Origin of the sequence: Amycolatopsis cihanbeyliensis (assembly GCF_006715045.1) — a bacterium.
GTDB lineage: Bacteria > Actinomycetota > Actinomycetes > Mycobacteriales > Pseudonocardiaceae > Amycolatopsis > Amycolatopsis cihanbeyliensis.
This window is the reverse complement of the sequence record NZ_VFML01000001.1, coordinates 4,003,389-4,023,563: the sequence shown is the minus strand read 5'-3', so window position 1 is coordinate 4,023,563 and position 20,175 is coordinate 4,003,389. Positions and strand designations below refer to the sequence as shown.

At 68.1% G+C, this 20,175-nt stretch carries 23 protein-coding genes, 2 tRNA genes and 1 pseudogene; 8 read left to right on the top strand and 18 right to left on the bottom strand.

Annotation, left to right across the window (positions count from 1 at the left end; translation table 11 throughout):
• Positions 1–57 precede the first annotated feature (57 nt).
• Positions 58–1,323: a M14 family metallopeptidase gene (locus FB471_RS18200; protein WP_141999649.1), complete on the top strand. Its 1,266-nt coding sequence runs from the start codon at positions 58–60 to the stop codon at positions 1,321–1,323.
• 104 nt (positions 1,324–1,427) lie between these two features.
• Positions 1,428–2,033 (top strand): TetR/AcrR family transcriptional regulator, encoded by a 606-nt coding sequence (locus FB471_RS18195; protein WP_141999648.1) that lies wholly within the window; start codon positions 1,428–1,430, stop codon positions 2,031–2,033.
• 42 nt (positions 2,034–2,075) lie between these two features.
• Here the strand turns inward: FB471_RS18195 and FB471_RS18190 are convergent, their stop codons facing one another.
• Positions 2,076–2,261, bottom strand: coding sequence for a DUF397 domain-containing protein (locus tag FB471_RS18190; RefSeq protein ID WP_141999647.1), 186 nt, complete (start codon positions 2,259–2,261; stop codon positions 2,076–2,078).
• Positions 2,258–3,112, bottom strand: coding sequence for a helix-turn-helix domain-containing protein (locus FB471_RS18185; RefSeq protein ID WP_141999646.1), 855 nt, complete (start codon positions 3,110–3,112; stop codon positions 2,258–2,260). The genes FB471_RS18190 and FB471_RS18185 overlap by 4 nt, the downstream gene beginning before the upstream one ends.
• A gap of 127 nt (positions 3,113–3,239) precedes the next feature.
• Here FB471_RS18185 and FB471_RS18180 point away from each other — a divergent pair, with 127 nt between their 5' ends.
• Together FB471_RS18180 and FB471_RS18175 are read left to right on the top strand one after the other, a co-directional pair.
• Positions 3,240–3,770 carry a hypothetical protein gene (locus tag FB471_RS18180; RefSeq protein ID WP_141999645.1) on the top strand — a complete coding sequence of 177 codons (531 nt, stop codon included), beginning with the start codon at positions 3,240–3,242 and terminating at the stop codon, positions 3,768–3,770.
• 152 nt (positions 3,771–3,922) lie between these two features.
• Positions 3,923–4,126, top strand: a complete 204-nt coding sequence (locus tag FB471_RS18175) for a hypothetical protein (protein WP_141999644.1) — start codon at positions 3,923–3,925, stop codon at positions 4,124–4,126.
• 5 nt (positions 4,127–4,131) lie between these two features.
• On the opposite strand, the gene FB471_RS18170 is transcribed toward FB471_RS18175, so the two are convergent.
• The 7 genes and pseudogenes from FB471_RS18170 to FB471_RS18145 all read right to left on the bottom strand — a co-directional run bounded on the left by FB471_RS18170 (position 4,132) and on the right by FB471_RS18145 (position 8,158).
• Positions 4,132–4,869, bottom strand: a complete 738-nt coding sequence (locus FB471_RS18170) for an ESX secretion-associated protein EspG (RefSeq protein WP_170220847.1) — start codon at positions 4,867–4,869, stop codon at positions 4,132–4,134.
• A gap of 18 nt (positions 4,870–4,887) precedes the next feature.
• Positions 4,888–6,108: a hypothetical protein gene (locus tag FB471_RS18165; protein ID WP_141999642.1), complete on the bottom strand. Its 1,221-nt coding sequence runs from the start codon at positions 6,106–6,108 to the stop codon at positions 4,888–4,890.
• The gene (locus FB471_RS18160) at positions 6,108–6,722 is read right to left on the bottom strand and encodes a DUF3558 domain-containing protein (protein WP_170220846.1); all 615 of its coding nucleotides are present in this window, start codon (positions 6,720–6,722) and stop codon (positions 6,108–6,110) included. Before FB471_RS18160 ends, FB471_RS18165 begins: the two co-directional genes overlap by 1 nt.
• On the bottom strand, positions 6,715–7,080 hold the full coding sequence (locus FB471_RS18155) for a hypothetical protein (RefSeq protein ID WP_141999640.1): 366 nt from the start codon (positions 7,078–7,080) through the stop codon (positions 6,715–6,717). The genes FB471_RS18160 and FB471_RS18155 overlap by 8 nt, the downstream gene beginning before the upstream one ends.
• Positions 7,081–7,208: 128 nt before the next feature.
• Positions 7,209–7,472 carry a DUF4865 family protein gene (locus FB471_RS18150; RefSeq protein ID WP_281287438.1) on the bottom strand — a complete coding sequence of 88 codons (264 nt, stop codon included), beginning with the start codon at positions 7,470–7,472 and terminating at the stop codon, positions 7,209–7,211.
• Between the two features lie 83 nt (positions 7,473–7,555).
• Positions 7,556–7,600, bottom strand: a pseudogene (locus FB471_RS35505) (hypothetical protein); the annotation flags it as partial.
• 159 nt (positions 7,601–7,759) lie between these two features.
• Entirely contained in the window at positions 7,760–8,158 is a 399-nt protein-coding gene (locus FB471_RS18145; RefSeq protein ID WP_141999639.1) for a histone-like nucleoid-structuring protein Lsr2, read from the bottom strand.
• Between the two features lie 224 nt (positions 8,159–8,382).
• On the opposite strand from FB471_RS18145, the gene FB471_RS18140 reads away from it, so the two are divergent.
• From FB471_RS18140 to FB471_RS18130, 3 genes are all read left to right on the top strand, one after another.
• Positions 8,383–8,907, top strand: coding sequence for a hypothetical protein (locus FB471_RS18140; protein WP_141999638.1), 525 nt, complete (start codon positions 8,383–8,385; stop codon positions 8,905–8,907).
• Positions 8,908–8,964: 57 nt separating this feature from the next.
• The gene (locus FB471_RS18135; RefSeq protein ID WP_141999637.1) at positions 8,965–10,200 is read left to right on the top strand and encodes an outer membrane protein assembly factor BamB family protein; all 1,236 of its coding nucleotides are present in this window, start codon (positions 8,965–8,967) and stop codon (positions 10,198–10,200) included.
• Positions 10,201–10,275: 75 nt separating this feature from the next.
• Complete coding sequence (locus FB471_RS18130; protein ID WP_141999636.1) at positions 10,276–11,748, top strand: outer membrane protein assembly factor BamB family protein; 1,473 nt, start codon at positions 10,276–10,278, stop codon at positions 11,746–11,748.
• 18 nt (positions 11,749–11,766) lie between these two features.
• On the opposite strand, the gene FB471_RS18125 is transcribed toward FB471_RS18130, so the two are convergent.
• Positions 11,767–12,033, bottom strand: a complete 267-nt coding sequence (locus FB471_RS18125) for a hypothetical protein (protein ID WP_246076465.1) — start codon at positions 12,031–12,033, stop codon at positions 11,767–11,769.
• A 61-nt stretch (positions 12,034–12,094) separates the two neighbouring features.
• Here FB471_RS18125 and FB471_RS18120 point away from each other — a divergent pair, with 61 nt between their 5' ends.
• Complete coding sequence (locus tag FB471_RS18120) at positions 12,095–12,691, top strand: VOC family protein (RefSeq protein WP_141999635.1); 597 nt, start codon at positions 12,095–12,097, stop codon at positions 12,689–12,691.
• Positions 12,692–12,751: 60 nt separating this feature from the next.
• Here FB471_RS18120 and FB471_RS18115 read toward each other — a convergent pair.
• From FB471_RS18115 to FB471_RS18080, 8 genes are all read right to left on the bottom strand, one after another.
• Positions 12,752–12,824 (bottom strand) — tRNA-Ala (locus FB471_RS18115).
• A 36-nt stretch (positions 12,825–12,860) separates the two neighbouring features.
• Entirely contained in the window at positions 12,861–13,052 is a 192-nt protein-coding gene (locus tag FB471_RS18110; RefSeq protein WP_141999634.1) for a DLW-39 family protein, read from the bottom strand.
• Between the two features lie 111 nt (positions 13,053–13,163).
• Positions 13,164–13,661, bottom strand: coding sequence for a hemerythrin domain-containing protein (locus FB471_RS18105; protein WP_246076464.1), 498 nt, complete (start codon positions 13,659–13,661; stop codon positions 13,164–13,166).
• A 216-nt stretch (positions 13,662–13,877) separates the two neighbouring features.
• Positions 13,878–13,951, bottom strand: a tRNA-Ile gene (locus FB471_RS18100).
• Positions 13,952–13,999: 48 nt separating this feature from the next.
• A complete protein-coding gene (locus FB471_RS18095; RefSeq protein ID WP_170220845.1) occupies positions 14,000–14,755 on the bottom strand; it encodes a DUF3566 domain-containing protein in 756 nt (251 codons plus the stop codon).
• 26 nt (positions 14,756–14,781) lie between these two features.
• Positions 14,782–17,286: a DNA gyrase subunit A gene (gene gyrA, locus FB471_RS18090; RefSeq protein ID WP_141999632.1), complete on the bottom strand. Its 2,505-nt coding sequence runs from the start codon at positions 17,284–17,286 to the stop codon at positions 14,782–14,784.
• A gap of 58 nt (positions 17,287–17,344) precedes the next feature.
• On the bottom strand, positions 17,345–19,363 hold the full coding sequence (gene gyrB / locus FB471_RS18085) for a DNA topoisomerase (ATP-hydrolyzing) subunit B (protein ID WP_211358058.1): 2,019 nt from the start codon (positions 19,361–19,363) through the stop codon (positions 17,345–17,347).
• Between the two features lie 100 nt (positions 19,364–19,463).
• Entirely contained in the window at positions 19,464–20,060 is a 597-nt protein-coding gene (locus FB471_RS18080; protein ID WP_141999630.1) for a DciA family protein, read from the bottom strand.
• Positions 20,061–20,175: the final 115 nt, after the last annotated feature.

Genomic DNA, 20,175 nt, shown 5'->3' with positions numbered 1-20,175 from the left:
GTCCCCGTTCGTCCGCGCACGCTGTCAGCACACATTCGGTAATCGTTCGGAGGCGTAATGTTCACCAAACGTCGCGTCCTGGGCGGCGTTGCGGCGACCATCGGACTGATCATGGTCGCCACGACCGCATCGCCCGCCGGTGCCCAGCCCGAGAGTCAGGACGCACCGCAACGAGGTGTCTACGAGGTACGCGGGGCCACGGCCGCGCCGGAACGCACGGCGGTCGCCGGCAGTGGCGTGGACGTACTCGGGGTCCGGGACGGCGGGATGACCGTCGTCGCCTCGCCCGACCAGGCCCGCGGCCTGCGCGCGAGCGGGTTCGCCCTGGAGCAGGTCGGTGACTTCGACGCGATGCTGGCACGGCGAAGCGGCGAAGCCCGCGCGGCCGGGGTGAACGACTTCCCGCCCGGCGACGAGGCGTACCACAACTACGCGGAGATGACCGCCGCCCTGCGCGCCGCCGCGCGGGACTACCCCGACCTGGCGCGGATGAGCAGCGTCGGCCGCTCCTACGAGGGCCGCGAGCTGCACATGCTGAAGATCAGCGACAACGTGGCGCAGGACGAGGACGAGCCCGAGGTGCTGTTCACCTGCAACCAGCACGCAAGGGAACACCTGACCACCGAGATGTGCCTGCATATCGTCGACCGCTTCACCAGCGAGTACGCCGGCGATCCCGCGGTGCGGCAGTTGGTGGACAGCCGGGAGATCTGGATCATTCCGCAGGTGAACCCGGATGGCTCGGAGTACGACATCGCGGGCGGCCAGTACAAGGGCTGGCGGAAGAACCGGCAGGGCCGGGGCACCGACCCGAACCGCAACTGGGGCTACCGGTGGGGCTGCTGCGGCGGCTCCAGCGGCTACCCCTCCAGCCAGACCTACCGCGGACCTTCGCCCTTCTCCGCACCGGAGACCAGGGCCGTCGCCGACTTCGTCGGTTCCCGGGTGGTCGGCGGTAGCCAGCAGATCGCCGCGCACATCGACTTCCACACCTTTTCCGAGCTGGTGCTCTGGCCGTACGGCTACACCTACGCCGACACCGCACCCGGGATGAACGCCGAGCAGGCCAGGCGGTTCCAGGACATCGGGCGGCAGATGGCGCGGACCAACGGCTACACCCCGCAGCAGTCCAGCGACCTGTACATCACGGACGGTTCGGTGAACGACTGGATGTGGGCCGAGCACGGGATATTGAGCTACACCTTCGAGATGTACCCGCGCAGCGGCGGGATCGGCGGGTTCTACCCGCCCGCCTCGGTCATCCCGCGGGAGACCGCGCGCAATGACGACGCCGTGGACATCCTGCTCCGCGCAGCGGGCTGAACTACACCGCCCTGGGGGTGCCGGCCACGGCCGGCACCCCCTTTTCGTCGTCGGTTACCGCCCATGATTAATTATGACTGACCAGTCAGCCATATGGAGGCATGATGGCTCCGAAACGAGTGGACCGTGCGGCCCGCAGGGAGGAGATCCTGGGCGCCGCGGTGCGGGTGTTCGCCCGCAAGGGTTTCGCGGCCAGCCGCATCGAGGATGTCGCGGCCGCGGCGGGTATCGGCAAGGGCAGCGTGTACCTGTACTTCGCCAGTCGTGAGGCCTTGCTGACGGCCGCGTTCGAGGAGCTGGCGAGCACGTCCGCGGACATCCTGCGGGAGGCCAGGGCCGATTCGCGTCCCGCGCTGGACCGGCTGGCGGCACTGGTGCACGCCGTGCTGCGGTCGATGGCGCAGCGGCCCGAGCTTTCCAGGATCCTGCTCGACCTGTGGTCGGCGAGCCGGGGCGGCGAGGGACTTCCGCTGGACATGGGCGCCGTGTACGCGGACTACCGCGCTGCCGTCGCCGAGCTGCTACGGGAGGCGGCCACCGAGGGCGCGGTCCGGCCGGAGGTCGGCACCCGGCACGCCACGGTCGTCGTGGCCGCCGTCGAGGGCTGCCTGTTGCAGTGGTTGGTCGATCCGCGGCTGCCGCTCATCGAGCTCGCCGATCCGATCGTGTCGATCTGCCTCGACGGCGTCCGGCTCGGGGCGACACGATGACCGCATCGTCCACCGGCCTGCTCCACGGCGAGGCCGCCCGGTTCAGTGCTGCCGCTTGAGCGTGCCGAGGAAGGCGTCGAAGGACCGTAGGGTGAAGCCGAGCGTGCCCGCGGCCCGGTTCTTGGTGTCCCGCACCAAGGTCCGCTCCGGTTCGCGGGCCAGTTCAACACATTCGTTCGAGGTGCCTCCGGAGTAGCTGCTCTTGCGCCAGGTCGTGCTGGTGGTCATCCGTGTCCCGTTGCCCTTATCCGCTGGTAGATCAGGTCCGCCGTATCGGCGGGCGCCAACGCGGCGCTGGTGGCGTCATCGAACATGGTCGTGAAGCGATGCACGTCCTGTTCATTGTCCACCCACGCCCCGCCGGCCGGGTACTCCAGATAGACCCCGGGCACTTCGTCGCCGAGGTAGCCGACGATCGTGCAGCCACCGGACATGGTGCCGTAGGCGCCTGCGCCGTACGGCATGACCTGCAAGGTGACATTCGGCTGCTCGCCCATCGTGAGCAGATGCGCAAGTTGCTCTCGCATGACGGCAGGCCCACCGATCTCCCTGTGGATCACGGATTCGTCCAGAAGGGAATGCAGCCGCAGCGGATTGTCCTTGTGTAAACACTGCTGCCTGGCCATCCGGTTGGACACGATCATTTCCGTCCGGCCTTCGGGATCGTGAAACCGATGAGCCGCCGCGACCAGCGCCCGAACGTAGGCTCGGGTCTGCAACAACCCCGGCACGGTATACGGGTGAACGGTGCGCATCCACGGCGCAGACCGCTCAGCGTTGACCAGCCGGCGGAAGGACTTCGGCGTATCGGACGGCAGCCGAACCGGCTTGGGCTCGTCCCGCGCCTCCTCCCACAACCGGATGCCAGCGCCGATCTGTTCCTCGGTAGCGTCGTAGAGGCGCAGCAGGTTGAGCACGGTCGACCAGACCGGCAACACCGAGCCCGACTCGTACCGGCTCACCGTGCTCTCCGAGGTCTTCAGCACGTCCGCGGCCTCGGCGGCGGACACGCTCGCCCGCTTCCTCCGCTCCTGTAAAAAGTCGCCAAGTCGCTTCTTCGCGCGCGTCGGTGCAGCCATGGCCAGAGCTTAGCGCGACAAGATCTTACGCAATTGACACTTTCAGTGCATTGAATCATGCACTTGCACGTCTTATCTTGCTTATGGCTAACAAACGAAGCGTGCTGGTGTACATGGAGGTCAGGCTATGCGTGGAGCACTGGGTCTGGTCGCCTTATCCGGGGTGCTGTTGACCGGATGTTCCGACCTGGCTCACCGCCACCACCAGCAGCCGGAGGTGTCTCCGACCGTGCGCGCCGAGCCTGACCGCCTGCCGGACCTCTCGCCCTTACTGTCGGTGGAGCGGGCACGCGCGATCCTCGGCGCGGACACCCAACCGGATCCCCCCGTGCTGAGTGCTCACAAGGCGTGGTGGGAGGTATCCGGTGGCGCCAACGGTCTCGCCACGCTGCGGGTCACCGTGGAGCGAGCACGCACCACCGAGCTGGCCAGGCGCTTTCACCGGGGCACGGTCGACCTGTGGAACGACACCCGGCCCTACCGGCAGCGGGGCTCGGACGAGGCAATCGTCAGCACCGAGTTCGGTCTTGCGTTCGCCGCCAGGGTGGGCAACGTGGCGCTGCGGGTGTCGGTCAGCGACCCCTCCGGGGTGTCCGAACGGACCGGTGACGAGCTGCGTGACCTGCTCGCCACCTTGATCGACCCGCTACGCCGGTAGCGGGTGCAAGCGCCGGTGAGGCGATGCCCGTTGGGCCGGGTGTCGGCACTGGTCGTGAAGCGCGCCCGAATCGCTTCACCGGCAACAGCGGGCAGGGTGACCTTTCCTCCCCCGGGTTGCCCTGCCCGCCCGAACCAGGAGGTAGCACGATGATGAGCGCGGGCGGAATGGCCATGGACCTGTGGGATCCGATCGACCAGGATTGCGAGGTCAGGTGCGAACCCGTCGAGTTGGAGATCCAGTGTTCGCTACATGTCACCGACCACTGGCTGAACCTCACCTTCACCGAGCGCGGCCTGAGGTCGTTCGTCGCCGAGGCGAACCGGGCCTTGGCCGAGTTGCGCACCGCGCCGTGAAGGCGTCAACGACCGCGTAGCTCGGCTTCCATGTCGGTCAGCTTCGCGGCAATCTCCTGGTGCCCGGCCCCGGTGAGGGTGATCCAGCCGCCCCGCATGCCGACCAGGAACCGGCCCCATTCCGTGTCGATCCAGGTCGGCGGGTGGGTGTCGGCGATGCGCTGTTCGCTGCCGCCCCGGACGGCCGCGAAGAGTTGGCCCTCGTTGACCCGCGGAGCCTCCAGCCACGGGCGAATGCGCTTGGCGTCGGTGGCACTGCTGCCCGCCGGCAGGGGCTCCCCGGCGAGCAGCGCCTTGTAGTCGGCCTCGGCGCAGTTGAGCGAGTGTACGTACGCGGGCTCCACCTCGGGAAGCTGCACGGCGAGGTCAACGGCGGCGGACTTGGCATCGGAGGGAAAGAGGTACAGGGTGTGCCGGTTGGCGATGGCGAGTACCGCGTCCCTACCGGTAAAGGCCGTCCGCACCGTGACCGGCTGGCCGTCGATCCGGGTCCAGGTGTAGTACTCGGTGCCTGGCCGCTGTAGCAGATGCAGGGTGTCCAGGAAGCCCTCGCGCACCCGGCCGCCACGCAGCAGGCCGAGTTCATCCAGCTCGGTCCAGGCCCGCGTGCGCAACTGCTCGCGCTCCTGGCTCGGATGCCACTGCTCACCACCGGCGAGGGTCAGGTGTGCCTCGCCGAGATCGTGTTCGGCGAGCAGCGTCTTGTACGTGGTCAAGCCGAGCTCGACCCGGTCGTACCGCAACAGCCCCCTCCGGCCTGGCTACTTGTTGGTGTCGCCGATCGTGGGCGGGACCGTCTTGGTGCCCTCGGGCAGGCCGCCGAACACCTCGTCCGGGTCTTCCCCCGGCACCTTGGTTTTGCGCTGGTGTTCCTCGTCCTCGCCGCCCTTGCCACGGCCCGCACCGGCTCCCATGGGCGCACCCATCGCACCGGGTCGCCCGGGCGCCCCTGCCTGGCCGGGCCCGCGTGCGCTGCCCGCGGGGTTGGAGCCACCCGGCGGCACGGCACCGGTACCCCGGCCCGGGGCGGGTTGCCCGCCGGTGCCGGGTCCGAAGCCTCGCGCACCACCGGAACCGCCGTACCCACCCGAACCGCGGGGACCGAAACCGGTAGCACCACCCGATCCGACCGGCCCGAATCCGGTGCCGCCCTGGCCGGGACCACCCGGCGGCGCGGTTCCGCTCGCCGGCGGCCGGTAGGCGGTGGAGTCCGGACTCCCGGTCGGTGGCGGGGTGAACCTGGATGCGTTCGTGCTGTCGTCCGGGTGCTGACTCGGCTCGGTGTCCTTGGCGACCGGCAACCGCGGCTGCGGCTCCGGTGTGTGCTCGGGCGGTGGCGGAGTCCAAGAGCCACCGCCCCTCGGCGAATCCGGCCTCGGTGCCGAGACCGGTCCGGCGTCCCGATCGGGCACACGCACGGCTGGACCCGAATCCGACGGCTCACCGACCTGGCCGGACGTCGGCGCCGAGCCGACCGCCATTCCACCGACCGCCGGGTCCAGCACCGGATACTCGCGGGCCAGGTTCGTACCGTTCGCCTCGGAACTGGATGCGTACACCTCGTACTGCTGGATGTTGTTCTGGTTCTTGCGAACCCACTCGGCGGTCGTATCCCGTGCGGAGCTTTCCCAGGGAAACGAGCCGAACGAGATCGGCGGGAAGTCGTCCTCGAGTGGCTCCAGCCTGCCGCGCACCTCATGGAACGCGGAATTCTGCTCGTACATCGAGTTTTTCCCGATGCCGAGATCGCTCGCGGCCTGCTTGGAGGCATTCAGGATCGGGATCATCCCGGTGTTCGCCCGCTCGGCCGCGTCGCCTTCCCAGTAACCGTGTATGCCGTCCTGGATACGAGCGATCCGGTCGGCGATCCGCTCGTGTCGCACCATCAACTGATGCGCCGTCACCTGCGCGGCGTCCAGGGTCTCGGTGGTGTTCGGAACCGCGTTCATCCGCCGGTAGATATCGGCACCGGAGTAGCCCATTACTGCATCTCCTTGATGTGCTCGATCGCGAACTCCGCAACCTTGATCGCCGCCGGACACGTATTCCCTCGGTTAGGGTTCTTCAGCCCCGCCTGAAAGATGACGTCATAGCCGAGATCGTCCCGAACCCCGACTGTCAGGGCGCAATCCATATCCGATTCTCCGTAGATCACACCTGGGTAGCCATTGACAGACTGCACCGGTTTGAAGGTCTCAATCTGGTTCTTCTTGTGTTTGGCGTACACGCCACTGAGCCCCAGCGAATCCGCCGTCAACGGTCCAGCACCCACCTGACCATGTCCCGTCGCCAGCGTCCACGAGCATTCGGGACCAAGGGGGTCCTGTGCATCCGGCTCGACGCCCTTCACCGGGCTGCCTACTGATTCGATCTCGGCCTTGGTTACCGCGCGACATGGGTCAGCCTCGATCGCCGTGGTGTCCAACGGGTTGGCGACCTTAGGCACGCCATCGGTCGGTAAAGCGGACGAGTCAGCCGCGTCACTCGGCATCACCGTGGGGTCCCCGCGCTCGTGCTCACCGCCACACCCAACGAGTAGGAGAACCAGGCTCAAGCCGAACGCGGCCTTGGGGACGGCCGTACGCAGGTCAGCCATCCTTGCCCCGCATAGCCTCGGCTGCGTTACCTTCCTGCTCCAGGTAGGCCTGCCGGGATCGTTCCAACCCCTCGGCGTACCCCTCCAGGTACCGGATCGCCGCATCGAGGAAACTGAGGTACGACTGGCCCGACGAGTTCGCCGTGTGCACGTAACCCTCGCTGGCCACCTCGTCACCAGGCTTCTCGACGCGAGTCAAACGCTCAGCATCCTGCTTTGCCGGGTACAGTTCCTCTTCCAGGACGGCGTAGATGTCGTTGATCGTCTTCTGGGCGCCGTCCGCGTCGAAGCGATAGCCGCCGCCCGTGCCGGCGCTCATCCGGGCGTTCGCGATCGGCTGCTCGAACCAGGCCGTCAACCGTGCCTCCCCCTGCACAGTACGTCACTCTTCGTCACCGTTAGATCACGCTACCAGGAAACTCGGTCACGTGGGAGAGTTTCTGGGATACTCGCCATTACCAGTGCGCGCGCCCACCGGGATGGCGTTCAGCTCCGGGGCGGACAGGTCAATACCTCGTACTGTTCGGCGTCCCGTTCCCCAGCCAGGACCTCCCACTCCCACAGCACACCGGCGGGCACCGGTTCGGTGAACCGGGAGGCCGCGCGTGGCGTGCCCCCACGGGGCGGGCCGGCTTCGCAGGCGCCGCCGGTCCAGTGCGCGACCGGCAGCTGGCCGAAATCGGCGATAATGCCTTGGAAACCGCCGCCACCCACGAGGAAGCGCGCCGTCGCACCGGGCTGCCGCCACAGGTGGAACGGCGCGTACTGGTTGACCGGGGCCCGTCGAGCTCACGGAACAGGTACGCCTTCGTGCCCAGCCCGGCGAAGTCGTCCATTGTGGATCCTCGGGTGGCAACCCGGTCCCGGATGACGCGCATGTCGTAGTCGGCGCCGCTCCAGCCACCGGAAACCGACGGATCGAGGTCGGCGACCGGGTCGACGAGCTGTCGTGCGCTGGATGGCCGGAAGCAGATCAGGTCGATCACCACGGCACGCACGCGGTGATCCTCTCCCGACCAGGGCCGGAACCGGTCCCGTTACGCGCTGGCCTTCTTCTTCCGCCCCCCGCGGCGTCGAGCCGGCTCGGCAGGCGCCTGCTGGGCGGCATCGAACGCCTCGATCACCTCGGTCGACAACCGGCCGCGATCGGATACCGCGTAGCCGTTCTCCTGCGCCCAGGCGCGCACCTGCTTGTTACGTTCCCGGTCGGTGCCGGACGGCTTCGCCGCCGACTGGCCGGTGGCGAGGCGGACCCTGCGTCCACCCACCCTGCGGCCCGCGGCCACGAAACGGGCGAGCTCGTCGCGCAGGCTGGCCGCGTTCTCGTCGGACAGGTCGATCTCATAGGAGACACCGTCCAAGGCGAACGGCACGGTCTGGGCCGCCTCGCTGCCGTCGAGATCGTCGAGCATCTCGACGAGGACCTTCTGGGCCATGACGTACTGCCTCCTCAATTTCTCGGGCACGCCCTGTTCGTGCCTGGTCGCAGCGTAGCCCGGCGACGGACCATGATCCGGCGGCGACACGGCCTGGACAACGGAATCGCGATCGGTGGATATCCGAATCAAGCGGAATGGCTCCGAACGCCGGCCCGAGCGGGTACGGTTTACCGTCCCGGGCGATCGGCCCGAACACCCGACGAATACGACTGGTGCCATTGGTGAGCGAAAACGAGGACAGCGCGCGGGCAACGGCCGAATTGCGCGCGCGGGTGGCCCGGTTGGAGACGCTCGTCCTGCGCGCCGCCGCCCTCGGCGCCTCGGTGGCGATCGCGCTGGGATTCCTCGTGCCGTTTCTCCGCACCTCGGACGAAGCCTCCGCGGCGGAGTCGATTCGACTGCTGGGCGCGGTCTTCGCCATGGAGGAAGCGGGGCAGGGGCCGTTCCGCTCCGAGGCCGTGCTGGCCTCCATCGTGGTGGGGATGTTCGCGCTGGTGGCCGCGGCTACCTTTGTCGCGCTGCTGATGCTGCAACGTTCCCTGGAAGGGAACCGCCGTTTCGGCGTCGTCCAGGCGCTGAGCACCACCTTGCTGGTGGGATGTGGTGGCGCCTGGCTGCTGGTGCTGCTGCTCGCCGGCCACTCCGAGGGCGAGGTCAGCTCGTTCTCGCCGGCCGTCGCCTGGCTGACCGTGGGCAGCCTCGCCGGCATGGGAATCCGGTACCTGGCCCCGCCCGAGTACTCCTGACCGGGCCGGTACCCCAGCCCGGTTCCCCGCAGGAGAGGACGTTGAGGAGGCGGAACGTTGACATGGTTTGCGCGTCATCGGTTGGCCGTGGCCGGCCTCGCTCTCGTGGTGACCGCGGCGGTGGCGGTCGGCGGGTACGTACTCTTCGGCACGCCCGACTACGGCGAGCGGATCAACGGTCCCTCCGGGGACTATCCCGCCCCGGTCGGGGACGGTGTCCCGAACCCGCCGCTGACCGTGCTGGGCCGTGCGGACGACCCGCGGATACTCGACGGCCTCGGCATCGAGCTCGGTCACGCGGTGGTGGCCCGCGCAGTGCGGTCGGGTGCGGAGTACTGGAGTTACGACCGGGAAGGCAGCACCCCGTCCCGGATCGCGACCGCCGACGAGGGGTTGTACGTCCTCTGGGACGACGGGTTGCTCGTGCGGCTCGATCCGCGCACCGCCGAGCCACGGTGGCATACCGAGACCGGTATGGACGAATACTCCGAGATTCGCGTGGTGGGTTCCGTCGTCGTTTTGCTACAGGACACAAGCGTGGCGGCCTACCACGGGGACGGTGGCGGCGAAGCATGGACGGCTTCACCACCACCCGACTGCCGCGCCAGCGAAGCCTTCAGCGACGCGCTCGTCACCGGCACCGCACTCGCGATCGAAACGAGCTGCACGTCGGGTCCGGACGGGGTGACCGTGCTGGACCAGGACGGCCGGCGCACGTGGATCGCGGACGAGGAAGCACGGCACGTGATCCGCGCCGGCGCCGACCGGTTCGGCGTGACCTCCTCGCTCGGCCCGGTCTCGATCTACGACGTGGACACCGGTGAGCGGGCGATGCGAGTGGCGCGCGCCGCCGACAACGCGACCTACTGGGACGGCGACGACGAGTTCCTGGTCGCCAGGAACTCCGACGCGCGGGCCGCCGGTGACGTCGCCTACGCGGCGTGGGACCGGGAACGGAACCAGCGGGCCTGGTCCGTGCGGACGGACGGGACATGGCAACCGGCGGAGATACCGCTGATAGCGGGGGATGTCGTCTACGCCGTGCACTACCGCCCCGACAAGGTGCAACGACGCGCGCTGGTGGCCTATGACCTCGCCACCGGCGAGCAGCGTTGGCACACCGAGATCGACCTGGCCCGCCACGTCAAGGCCGGCGCACCGGTGCCCTTCGGCGAGTTGGAACTGGCCGTCACCGGTATCTCGGCCGGGACGGTGACCCTGACCATCGGCGAGCCCGGTGCGCGTACCAGTGACTACTGTCACCGGTGCAGCATCGTGCTGGGCGAGGCCTGACCGCGCCGCCACCGCGCCGGCGGGTTTCGCCGAAGCCACCACGCGAGGAATCCGGAGCCCGTATCGTCCGTCCCGATGGACGGCGAGAACCCGACCGGGAAGTCGCCCGCGGGGCGCGGGGCGGCGACCGCCGTGGGGCTGGGGCTGCTGCTGGCCTCGGCGGTGGGTCTGGCCGTGGGCTGGTTCGCCGAGTGGGGCGACAGCCCGGACGCACGCTGGCTGGAGAGCACGGGCTGGTTGGTCGTGCTGTCGCTCGTGCACTTGTTGCTGCTGCTCGGAGTGCTGATCGACGGGGACCGCCGTACCCCCGGCCGTATCGCGGCCGCGGGCGCGGTTCCGCTGGTCCTCGCGCTGTGCTGCGGATGGGCGGCCGCCACCGGCAACTCCCCGTACCCCGCGGGCACCCGGTGGCCGGTCGTCGTGGCCTCGGCCGGTATCGGGATCGTGGGTGCGCTGCTGTTGTACTGGGCGGATCGGGGCGGCCGGCCGGCACCGCGGCGGGCAGCGATCCTGCTGAGCACCATCGCCGTGGCGGTAGCGTTGATCTGGGCTCCGGCCGGATGGTGGCGGGATGCGGTCAATGTCCACTCGGTGACCACCGATGTCGCGCTCAGCGAGGCCACACACGGGCCGTTTCGCAACGAGCCGCTCTGGACCCACCCCGGCCGGGGGTCGCTCGCCGCACCGTCCGGCGTGTTCGTCCCGACCGGGAAGGGCGTCGTCGCCCTGGACCCGGTTACCGGCGAGCGTCGTTGGAGCTACCGGGACGCCGGCAGGTCATCGCTGGCCCGGACCGTCCTGGCCGACCCGTCCGGAGGCACCGTCGTCGTGAGGGACAGCACGGACCTGGTGCTGCTCGACGCGCTGACCGGCGAGGTCCGCGAGCGTCTCGACCTGCCGGCTCCGGAGGCCGTCGGCGCGCGGTCCCTGGTCTTCACACCCGGCGAGGCCCACTCCACGCTCCAGGTCCACGACCACACCGGTGCGCGCAGGTGGCGGCGGAACTTGCCCGCTGGTTGTGAAACCTCACGGCACACTCGCGACACGATCGTCGTCCACCACGGCCGCGTGTACGTGGCCGCGTTCTGCCCGCAAGGCCCGCGGGTCTTCTCGTTCGACGGCGAGGACGGCTCCGACCAGGTCTCGGTACCGGTGGCGGGCGAACGGCACACCGACTGCCTCGGGTTGACCACCGCGCCCGATGCGGTGGCTGTGCGCACCTGCCCCGACCGCGCGCCCGGTACCCGGCAGGGCACGTTCAACGAAGTCCGGCTCCTGGACCACCGCGACCTCGACCTCGTGTGGCGAGTCGAGCTGGGTACATGGAACGTGTCCGCGAGCGACAGGGCGATCGCCGCCGACGCGCGCGGGATCTACACCACGGGCGAGTCATGCGAGATCCTGACCATCGACCGTTCCGCCGGAAAGCTCACCGGCACCGCGACGAAACCCAGGGCCAAGGGGCGCGACGGATGCGCGAGCACGTTGTCGGCGAGTCGCGGAACGCTCGTCGCCCGCGTCGACGGCGTCGTCGTGGGGCTGGGCTAGGGGCTGTATCGAAGTGGGTCAGAGCCAGTCGTTGATCGCGGCGGTGTGGACGGTGACTTCGTAGCGTGTGGCGAGTTTGTCGAATCGGGTGGCCACGGCGCGGTGGCGTGTGAGCCGGTTGATGCCGCATTGCACGGCGTGGCGCTGCTTGTAGATCGCGGGGTGGAAGGCTGGGGGACGGCCGCTATCGCGAGCAGTGGGAAGCGGATGTTGTTGGGGCGCGCGAACTTGGCATGTCGCCATCGCCGTTGTGTCGGCGTTGTTGTCGCTGGGCGAGACCGTCATGCTGTTCGCATGAGCAAATAGCTCGGTGTCGTTTCGGCCGGTCCGGGCTTAGCTTCGGGCGATGGCGAACGAACTGACCATTCCGCTCCTGCCCTGTCCATCCATCGACGAGATCGCGTCGTTCTACGAGATGCTCGGCTTCGAGATCACCTATCGGCAGACGCGGCCGAACCCGCACATCGCGGTGCGACGGGAAGACATCAACCTGCACTTCTTCGGGATGGACGACTACGACCCGACGCAGTCATACAGCACGTGCCTGGTCATCGTGGCGGACACCAGCGAGCTGTTCGAGGCCTTCGCGACGGGGATGCGGTCCGTACACGGAAAACTGCTCATCTCCGGCATCCCGCGTATGACCCGGCCGCGGCTACGCAACGACCGGTACACCGGGTTCACCGTCGTCGATCCGGGCGGCAACTGGATCCGGATCCACAAGGCCGCCAAGGAACCCGAGGCGCAGACCAAGCTCGCCAAAGCCATGGAGAACGCTGCAAGGCAGGCGGATGCGCGCGGCGACGAACGCCAGGGGCTGAAGATCCTGGAAGGCGCGTTGAAGCGGGCGACCGGCGACGAACCGGAGTTTCAGGCGGTGCGGGAGTACCGCGACGAGCTCGTCGAACGGATCAAGGGGGCTGAGCCGCGTCCAGGCGCTTGAGCGCGGATAAGACGAAAGCGGCAGGTGAGGACATGTGCCCTCACCTGCCGCTTTGTGACGTGGAGCTGAGGGGAATCGAACCCCTGACCTCTGCCTTGCAAAAGCAGCGCTCTACCGATTGAGCTACAGCCCCGGTACGGGCGTCACCGCCCGCGAGAATCTCGACCGATCAGTTGTTGCGGGTGGCGTCGGAAGAGCTGGTCTTCGACGGCGCGCTGCCGTTGGAGGACACGTCGCCGAACGAGTTCGTCGGCGCGGTGGCCTCACGCCACAGGTCGGCTTCCGCCTTGGCGTCCTTGTTCCGCTTGACCGCGAACAACACGCCGCCCGCGATGACCGCGAGTGCCAACAGCTTCTTCACGTGCAGCCCCTCCTCAACAACTTGCCGAGCTTGTCCCATGATGTTACTGCACCGGCCACAGCCGTCGACGCACCGGTGCACATGTTGGTTCCACGTGGAACGTGCCCCAGGTCACCCCAGCCTGCCCGCCGTCTGCTGCACCAGCAACCGCACGTTCTCCGGCCGGCCGCAGTCCGCGTCGAGCTGGGCCTTTCGCGAGGCGACGAACGCGACGCCGAGCCGTTCCCGCTCGGTCTCGGCAAGATTTCTGGTGGCGTCCTTGAGCAAGGTCTCCTCTTCCTCCTCGGTGTGGTGGTCGACCACCTCGGTCAACTTGTCGAGGATGCCCTCGTAGGTGTCGCCCGCCAGCTCGGTCAGCTCGAGAAAGGCCAGCAACGCCTGGTTGATCTCGGCGTGCTCTTCCTCACCGTGCTCCACGTCGTGGTCGGTGGAGGCCTCCCTGCGCAGCTTCGGATAGACCTCGTCCTCCTCGGCCTCGGCATGGGCGACCAGCAGGGTCGCCAGCTCGGCCCGCAGGGCCGCGTGGTCGGTGCCGCTCTCCCGCAGCCCCTGCAGCAACTGCTCGAACCGGCGATGGTCGGCAAGGATGAGTTCGACGACGTCGGACACGACCGTCCTCCTGGAAGTAGCGGAACTGCGGCCTGGGCCCCAAGCTTCCGCCACCCAGCACAGCCAATCAACCACAACGCGCAACAACTCGGGGCGGTACAAGGGCCACACCCACGCTGGGTCAGCAGTCACGCCGCACCGTGTGGATGCGTGGGGGCGGCTCACCACGCCGAGACAGGACATCGGGAAGAGGCGAAGCCTCGAACATTCCTCGGGTGGGCCCACCAGGACTTGAACCTGGGACCTCTTCGTTATCAGCGAAGCGCTCTAACCGCCTGAGCTATGGGCCCGCAACGCAGGAAAGACTACAGCACGACCCCCGGCCGCTCGCCACCGGGTTATTCGCGTTCGGACAGGGTGACCTCCAGGCCGCCTGCCAGATCAGCGGACACGTTGTAGATGAAGGCCATCACCGTGGACAACGCCGAGATCAGCACGATGTTGATGGCGCCGACGATCGCGGCGATGCCGAACACACGTCCGGCGCTGATCAGCGGCTCGGCCGACTCCTCGGTGCCCTCACCCTGCACCAGCGAGGTGTAGGTGCCGTTCAGCTTGTCCCACACGCCCATCCCGTCCAGCACGGTGTACAGCACACCGACCGCCACCAGCCAGATGAAGAACAGCGCGACCCCGAGCACCAGGGAAAGCTTCAGCACCGACCACGGGTCGAACCGCTTGATCTGCAGGCTCGCCCGGCGGGGCCCGCGACCCGGCCTGCGCAGTGCGGTCGGGGCCGCCTTGCCCTTGCCACCGGTCGCGCCGACCCGTACCGATCCCCTGCCGCGGGCGGGGGCCTCCTCGGCTGCGGAGCCGAACAGCCTGCTCGCGGCACTGCCGGTGACCACCGGCTGCTCCCCCGAGTCGGGGGTGTGTTCGAACGGCTGTCCCAGGTACGAGGTCGGCGCCTCGGACGGCAACTGCCCCGCGGACCACTGGTCACCGTAGCCGTCCGTCTGCGCGGCCGGGTCGACCTCCGCGGCGGTGCCGTTGCCGGAGTCCTTGACTACCCGCTGCCAGGGCGGGGTGCCCGATCCGCCGGTGTCGCCCGCCGCGCCCCCGGCAGTACGGTCGGTGTGGTCAGGTGGTGTCACGAGGTGTCAGTCCTATCCAGCTGTGCCTACTGCTTCGGCTCCTGATCGTCGTCTCCTTCGATGACGACGTCCGACGGCTCGTCCGCGTTGCGTGCGACCGCGAGCAATGTGGTGCCCTCGTCCAGGTTCATCAGCCGCACACCCTTGGTCTGCCTGCCGGCCTTCCGCACCTGCCCGGCGGCCGTGCGGATCACCCCGCCGGTGGAGGTGATGGCGTACAGCTCGTCATCCTCGTCGACGATAAGTGCTGCCACCAGCCTGCCACGCTTGCGGTCGTACTGAATGGTGAGCACGCCCTTGCCGCCCCGGCCCTGCACCGGGTAGTCCTCGATCGGGGTGCGCTTGGCGTAGCCGCCGTCGGTGGCCACCAGGAGGAACTTGTCCTCGGCCACCACGCCGATGCCGAGCAACTCGTCCCCCTCGTTGAACCGCATGCCGAGCACACCGGAGGTCGCCCTGCCCATCGGGCGAAGGGCCTCGTCGGTCGCGTGGAAGCGGATCGACTGCCCCTCGGAGGACACCAGCAGCAGGTCGTCCTCCGCGGCGGCGAGCACGGCGCCGACCAACTCGTCACCCTCGCGCAGGTTGATGCCGATCAGCCCGCCGGCGCGCGGCGAGTCGAAGTCGCTCAGCTTGGACTTCTTGACCAGCCCCTTCTTGGTGGCGAGCACCAGGTACGGGGCCACCTCGTAGTCCTTGATCTGGATGACGCTGGCGATCTGCTCGTCCGGCTGGAACGCCAGCAGGTTGGCCACGTGCTGCCCGCGGGCGTTCCGGCTGGCCTCCGGCAGCTCGTATGCCTTGGCCCGGTACACCCGCCCCTTGTTGGTGAAGAACAGGATCCAGTCGTGCGTGGAGCACACGAAGAAGTGCTGCACGATGTCGTCCTGCTTCAGGGTCGCACCCTGCACACCCTTGCCGCCGCGCTTCTGCGAACGGTAGAGATCCGTCTTGGTGCGTTTGGCGTATCCCGTACGGGTAAGGGTGACCACGACGTTCTCGACCGCGATCAGGTCCTCGACCGACACCTCGCCGTCGAACGGGATGATCTGGGTGCGCCGCTGGTCCCCGTGCTTCTCGACGATGCCCATGAGCTCGTCTTTGACGATCTGCCGCTGCCGCTCCGGCCTCTCGAGGATGTCCTTCAGGTCGGCGATCTCGGCCTCGATCTTGGCCAGATCATCGATGATCTTCTGCCGTTCCAGCGCGGCGAGCCTGCGCAGCTGCATGTCCAGGATCGCGGTCGCCTGGATCTCGTCGATGTCCAGCAGCTCCATCAGGCCCGGCCTCGCCTCGTCGGCCGAGGGCGAGCGCCGGATCAGGGCGATGACCTCGTCCAGCATGTCCAGCGCCTTGACATAGCCACGCAGGACGTGCGCGCGTTCCTCAGCCTTGCGCAGCCGGTAGCGGGTACGCCGGATGATGACGTCGAGCTGGTGCTTGACGTAGTGCCGGACGATCTGGTCCAGCCGCAGCGTGCGCGGCACGCCGTCGACCAGCGCCAGCATGTTGACGCCGAAGTTGTACTGCAGCTGGGTGTGCTTGTACAGGTTGTTCAGCACGACCTTGGCCACCGCGTCCCGCTTGAGCGTGACCACGATGCGCATGCCGCTGCGGCTGTTGGACTCATCGGCGATGTCCGAGATCCCGGTGAGCTTGCCGTCCCGCACCAGGGTCGCGATCGTTTCCACCAGGTTGTCCGGGTTCACCTGGTACGGCAGCTCGCTGACCACCAGGATGGTGCGACCCTTGTTGTCCTCCTCGACCTCGACAACGGCGCGCATCCGGACCGAACCGCGGCCGGTGCGGTAGGCGTCCTCGATACCCTGGGTGCCGAGGATCAGCCCGTTGGTCGGGAAGTCCGGCCCCTTGATCCGCTGTAGCAGCGCGGCCAGCAGCTCGTCGTCGCTCGACTCGGGGTTGTCCAGCGCCCAGGCCACGCCCTCGGCGACCTCGCGCAGGTTGTGCGGCGGGATGTTGGTCGCCATCCCGACCGCGATCCCGGAGCCGCCGTTGACCAGCAGGTTCGGGAACCGGCTCGGCAGTACCTGCGGTTCCTGGGTGCGACCGTCGTAGTTGTCCGCGAAGTCGACGGTCTCTTCCTCGATATCGGCCAGCATGTGCATGGCCAACGGGTCGAGCCGGGCCTCGGTGTACCGCATGGCGGCGGCCGGGTCGTTGCCCGCGGAACCGAAGTTGCCCTGGCCGTCGATCAGCCGGTACCGCTGCGCCCAGGGCTGGGCGAGCCGGACCAGTGCGTCGTAGATGGCCGAGTCGCCGTGCGGGTGATAGTTACCCATCACATCGCCGACCACGCGCGAGCACTTGTTGTGCTGGCGGTCCGGGCGGAAGCCGGAGTCGAACATCGAGTACAGCACCCGGCGGTGTACCGGCTTGAGGCCGTCCCGAACATCCGGCAGCGCCCTGGACACGATCACGCTCATCGCGTAATCGACGTAGGAGCGCTGCATCTCCTGCTGGATGTCGACCGGCTCGATGCGATCGCCTTCCGGCGGCAAGGTTTCCGTCATGTCGTCCTTCTCAACTGGACAGTCCTGGTAGGACAGCAGGGGCCGGGTGGCTTAGGGCTCAGACGTCGAGGAAACGAACGTCCTTGGCGTTGCGGGTGATGAACGACCGGCGGGCCTCGACGTCCTCGCCCATCAGCACCGAGAACAGCTCGTCCGCGGTGGCGGCGTCGTCCAGTGTCACCTGCCCCAGCAGCCGGTTCGCCGGGTCCATGGTGGTCTCCCACAGCTCGTCGGCATTCATCTCGCCGAGGCCCTTGTACCGCTGGATCGCGTCGTCCTTGGGCAGCTTCTTGCCCTGCCGGACGCCCTCCTCGATCAGCACGTCCCGCTCCCGGTCGGTGTAGGCGTAGTCCGGCTCCGACCGGGGCCATTTGATCTTGTACAGCGGCGGCCGCGCGATGTAGACGTGGCCGTGCTCGATCAGCGGGCGCATGAACCGGAACAGCAGCGTGAGCAGCAGGGTGCAGATGTGCTGGCCGTCCACATCGGCGTCGGCCATGATCACGATCTTGTGGTATCGGATCTTGGTCACGTCGAAGTCGTCGTGGATGCCGGTGCCCAGCGCGGTGATCAGCGACTGCACCTCGTTGTTCTTCAGGACCCTGTCGATCCTGGCCTTCTCCACGTTGATGATCTTGCCCCGGATCGGCAGGATCGCCTGGTACATGGAGTCCCGGCCCTCCTTGGCCGAGCCGCCGGCGGAGTCGCCCTCCACGATGTAGAGCTCGCACTCCTCCGCGTTCGTGGAGCGGCAGTCCTTGAGCTTGCCCGGCAGGCCGCCGATGTCCAGCGCACCCTTGCGGCGCACCAGGTCGCGGGCCTTGCGCGCGGCCAGCCTGGCCTGCGCGCTGGAGACCGACTTGTTGATGATCGTCTTGGCCTCGCTGGGGTTGCGCTCGAACCAGTCGGCGATCCACTCGTTGGCGGTGGTCTGCACGAACGTCTTGGCCTCGCTGTTACCCAGCTTGGTCTTGGTCTGCCCCTCGAACTGCGGCTCCGCCATCTTGATCGAGACGATCGCGGCGAGCCCCTCGCGCACGTCGTCCCCGGTGAGGTTGGCGTCCTTCTCCTTGAGCAGCTTCTTGTCCCGCGCGTACGCGTTGACCACCCTGGTCAGCGCCGCGCGGAAACCCTCCTCGTGGGTACCGCCCTCGTGCGTGTTGATCGTGTTGGCGAAGGTGTACACCGAGGGGGTGAAGCCGTTGTTCCACTGCATGGCGACCTCGACCTGCAGGCCGTCGCCCTTGGCCTCGAAGGACACCACGTTCTTGTGGATCGGGTCCTTGCTGCCGTTGATGTGCTTGACGAAGTCCTCGAGCCCGCCCGGGTAGTGGTAGGCGCGCTCGCTGAGCTGCGCCCGCCTCCCCTCGGCGTCTTCGCCCTCGCCGTTCTCCTCGGTCACCCGCTCGTCCCGCAGCACCATGGTGAGCCCCTTGTTCAGGAAGGCCATCTCCTGCAGCCGCCTGGCCACGGTCTCCGCGCTGTAGTGCGTGGTCTCGAAGATCGTCGGGTCGGCCCAGAAGGTGACCGTGGTCCCGGTCCTGGTGGTACTGCCCTGCTCGATCAGCTTGCCCGGCTTGGAGTCCTCGTACCGCTGGGTCCAGATCTTGCCGTCCAGGTGTACCTCCACCTCCAGCGCCGAGGACAGGGCGTTGACCACCGAGACGCCGACACCGTGCAGACCGCCGGAGACCGCGTAGGACTCGCTGTCGAACTTGCCGCCTGCGTGCAGCATGGTCAGCACCACTTCCAGGGTGGGCCGTTTCTCCTTGGGATGCATGGCCACCGGGATGCCCCGGCCGTCGTCGACCACCCGCACCCCACCATCGGCGAGCAGTGTCACCTCGACCCTGGTGGCGTAGCCTGCCATCGCCTCGTCGACGGAGTTGTCCACGACCTCCTGCAGGAGGTGGTGCAGCCCTCGCTCACCGGTGGAGCCGATGTACATACCGGGGCGCTTGCGGACCGCCTCGAGTCCCTCGAGCACGGTGATGGAGGATGCGCTGTAGTCGTTCGTGGTAGCTGACACCGGCTTGTTTTCTCCTCGTCTCGCCCAAGGGACGCTCGCTACCAACATCCTACTTGGCAACCAACACTCAGATGCATCAAGGACACCCCTGGTTTCGTCACAGAGGCACGAACTCGACCTCATCCGGGTCCGATCCCATGAACCGGGTTCAGCCGTACGTGTCGCGCGGTCCACGGCCGGACACATGCAGCGGGCCCTTGCGCCAACTCGGCGCCGTCGGCCCCTGGATCCGCATCCGCTTGACCACCCCGTTCCCGACCGCGGCCGCGATCTTGCTCAGCAGCTGCCCCTGCAGCAGCCGCAACTGCGTGGCCCAGGCCGTGGAGCTGGCCCGCACGGTCAACTCCCCCTCACGCAGCGCAACCGGCTGGGCATGTTCGGCAACCTCCTCGCCGACCAGCCGCGCCCAGTGGCCGAACACCTGGCCGTTCGCGAGTTGCTCCCGCCAGCCGCGCTCCGCCGCGAGCCGGGAGGCCAGGCGGCCGAGTGGTTGTGGATCGCGCTGGTCGGCGCCGGCGCCGGACCAGCGCCGCCTGCGTGGGCTCTGGCCTGCGTGGGCCCCGCCCTGACCTGGGCGTCCGGGCCTCCGCACCCCCGGTTCGTTGCCCCGGGCCCGCGCCTTGGCCCTGGCGGCCTCCAGCGCCGCCTTGGCCAGATCCCGGCCCGGCCCCTCCTGCACGTTCGGCCCAGCGGCTTCGCTACAGTCGGTGCCCGGCAGGGGGAGCTCGTCCGGGTGACTACTCATATGAGGGGTATCGGGTCGCTCATTTGGCGGCGTAGTCACAGCGGGCGATAACTTCGTCGCGGTGTTATCCACACTATCCACAGGGTTGTCCCCAGATCGGTGCGACGTGGGTGTG

Excerpts from the sequence above, each read along its gene's own strand:
- FB471_RS18200 (WP_141999649.1), top strand. The coding sequence starts at position 58 with ATGTTCACCAAACGTCGCGTCCTGGGCGGCGTTGCGGCGACCATCGGA.
- FB471_RS18180 (WP_141999645.1), top strand. The coding sequence starts at position 3,240 with ATGCGTGGAGCACTGGGTCTGGTCGCCTTATCCGGGGTGCTGTTGACC.
- FB471_RS18130 (WP_141999636.1), top strand. The coding sequence starts at position 10,276 with ATGGACGGCGAGAACCCGACCGGGAAGTCGCCCGCGGGGCGCGGGGCG.
- FB471_RS18080 (WP_141999630.1), bottom strand. The coding sequence starts at position 20,060 with ATGAGTAGTCACCCGGACGAGCTCCCCCTGCCGGGCACCGACTGTAGC.
- gyrA (WP_141999632.1), bottom strand. The coding sequence starts at position 17,286 with ATGACGGAAACCTTGCCGCCGGAAGGCGATCGCATCGAGCCGGTCGAC.
- FB471_RS18195 (WP_141999648.1), top strand. The coding sequence starts at position 1,428 with ATGGCTCCGAAACGAGTGGACCGTGCGGCCCGCAGGGAGGAGATCCTG.
- FB471_RS18185 (WP_141999646.1), bottom strand. The coding sequence starts at position 3,112 with ATGGCTGCACCGACGCGCGCGAAGAAGCGACTTGGCGACTTTTTACAG.
- FB471_RS18165 (WP_141999642.1), bottom strand. The coding sequence starts at position 6,108 with ATGGGCTACTCCGGTGCCGATATCTACCGGCGGATGAACGCGGTTCCG.
- FB471_RS18175 (WP_141999644.1), top strand. The coding sequence starts at position 3,923 with ATGAGCGCGGGCGGAATGGCCATGGACCTGTGGGATCCGATCGACCAG.
- gyrB (WP_211358058.1), bottom strand. The coding sequence starts at position 19,363 with ATGTTGGTAGCGAGCGTCCCTTGGGCGAGACGAGGAGAAAACAAGCCG.
- FB471_RS18160 (WP_170220846.1), bottom strand. The coding sequence starts at position 6,722 with ATGGCTGACCTGCGTACGGCCGTCCCCAAGGCCGCGTTCGGCTTGAGC.
- FB471_RS18190 (WP_141999647.1), bottom strand. The coding sequence starts at position 2,261 with ATGACCACCAGCACGACCTGGCGCAAGAGCAGCTACTCCGGAGGCACC.
- FB471_RS18125 (WP_246076465.1), bottom strand. The coding sequence starts at position 12,033 with ATGACGGTCTCGCCCAGCGACAACAACGCCGACACAACGGCGATGGCG.
- FB471_RS18145 (WP_141999639.1), bottom strand. The coding sequence starts at position 8,158 with ATGGCCCAGAAGGTCCTCGTCGAGATGCTCGACGATCTCGACGGCAGC.
- FB471_RS18120 (WP_141999635.1), top strand. The coding sequence starts at position 12,095 with ATGGCGAACGAACTGACCATTCCGCTCCTGCCCTGTCCATCCATCGAC.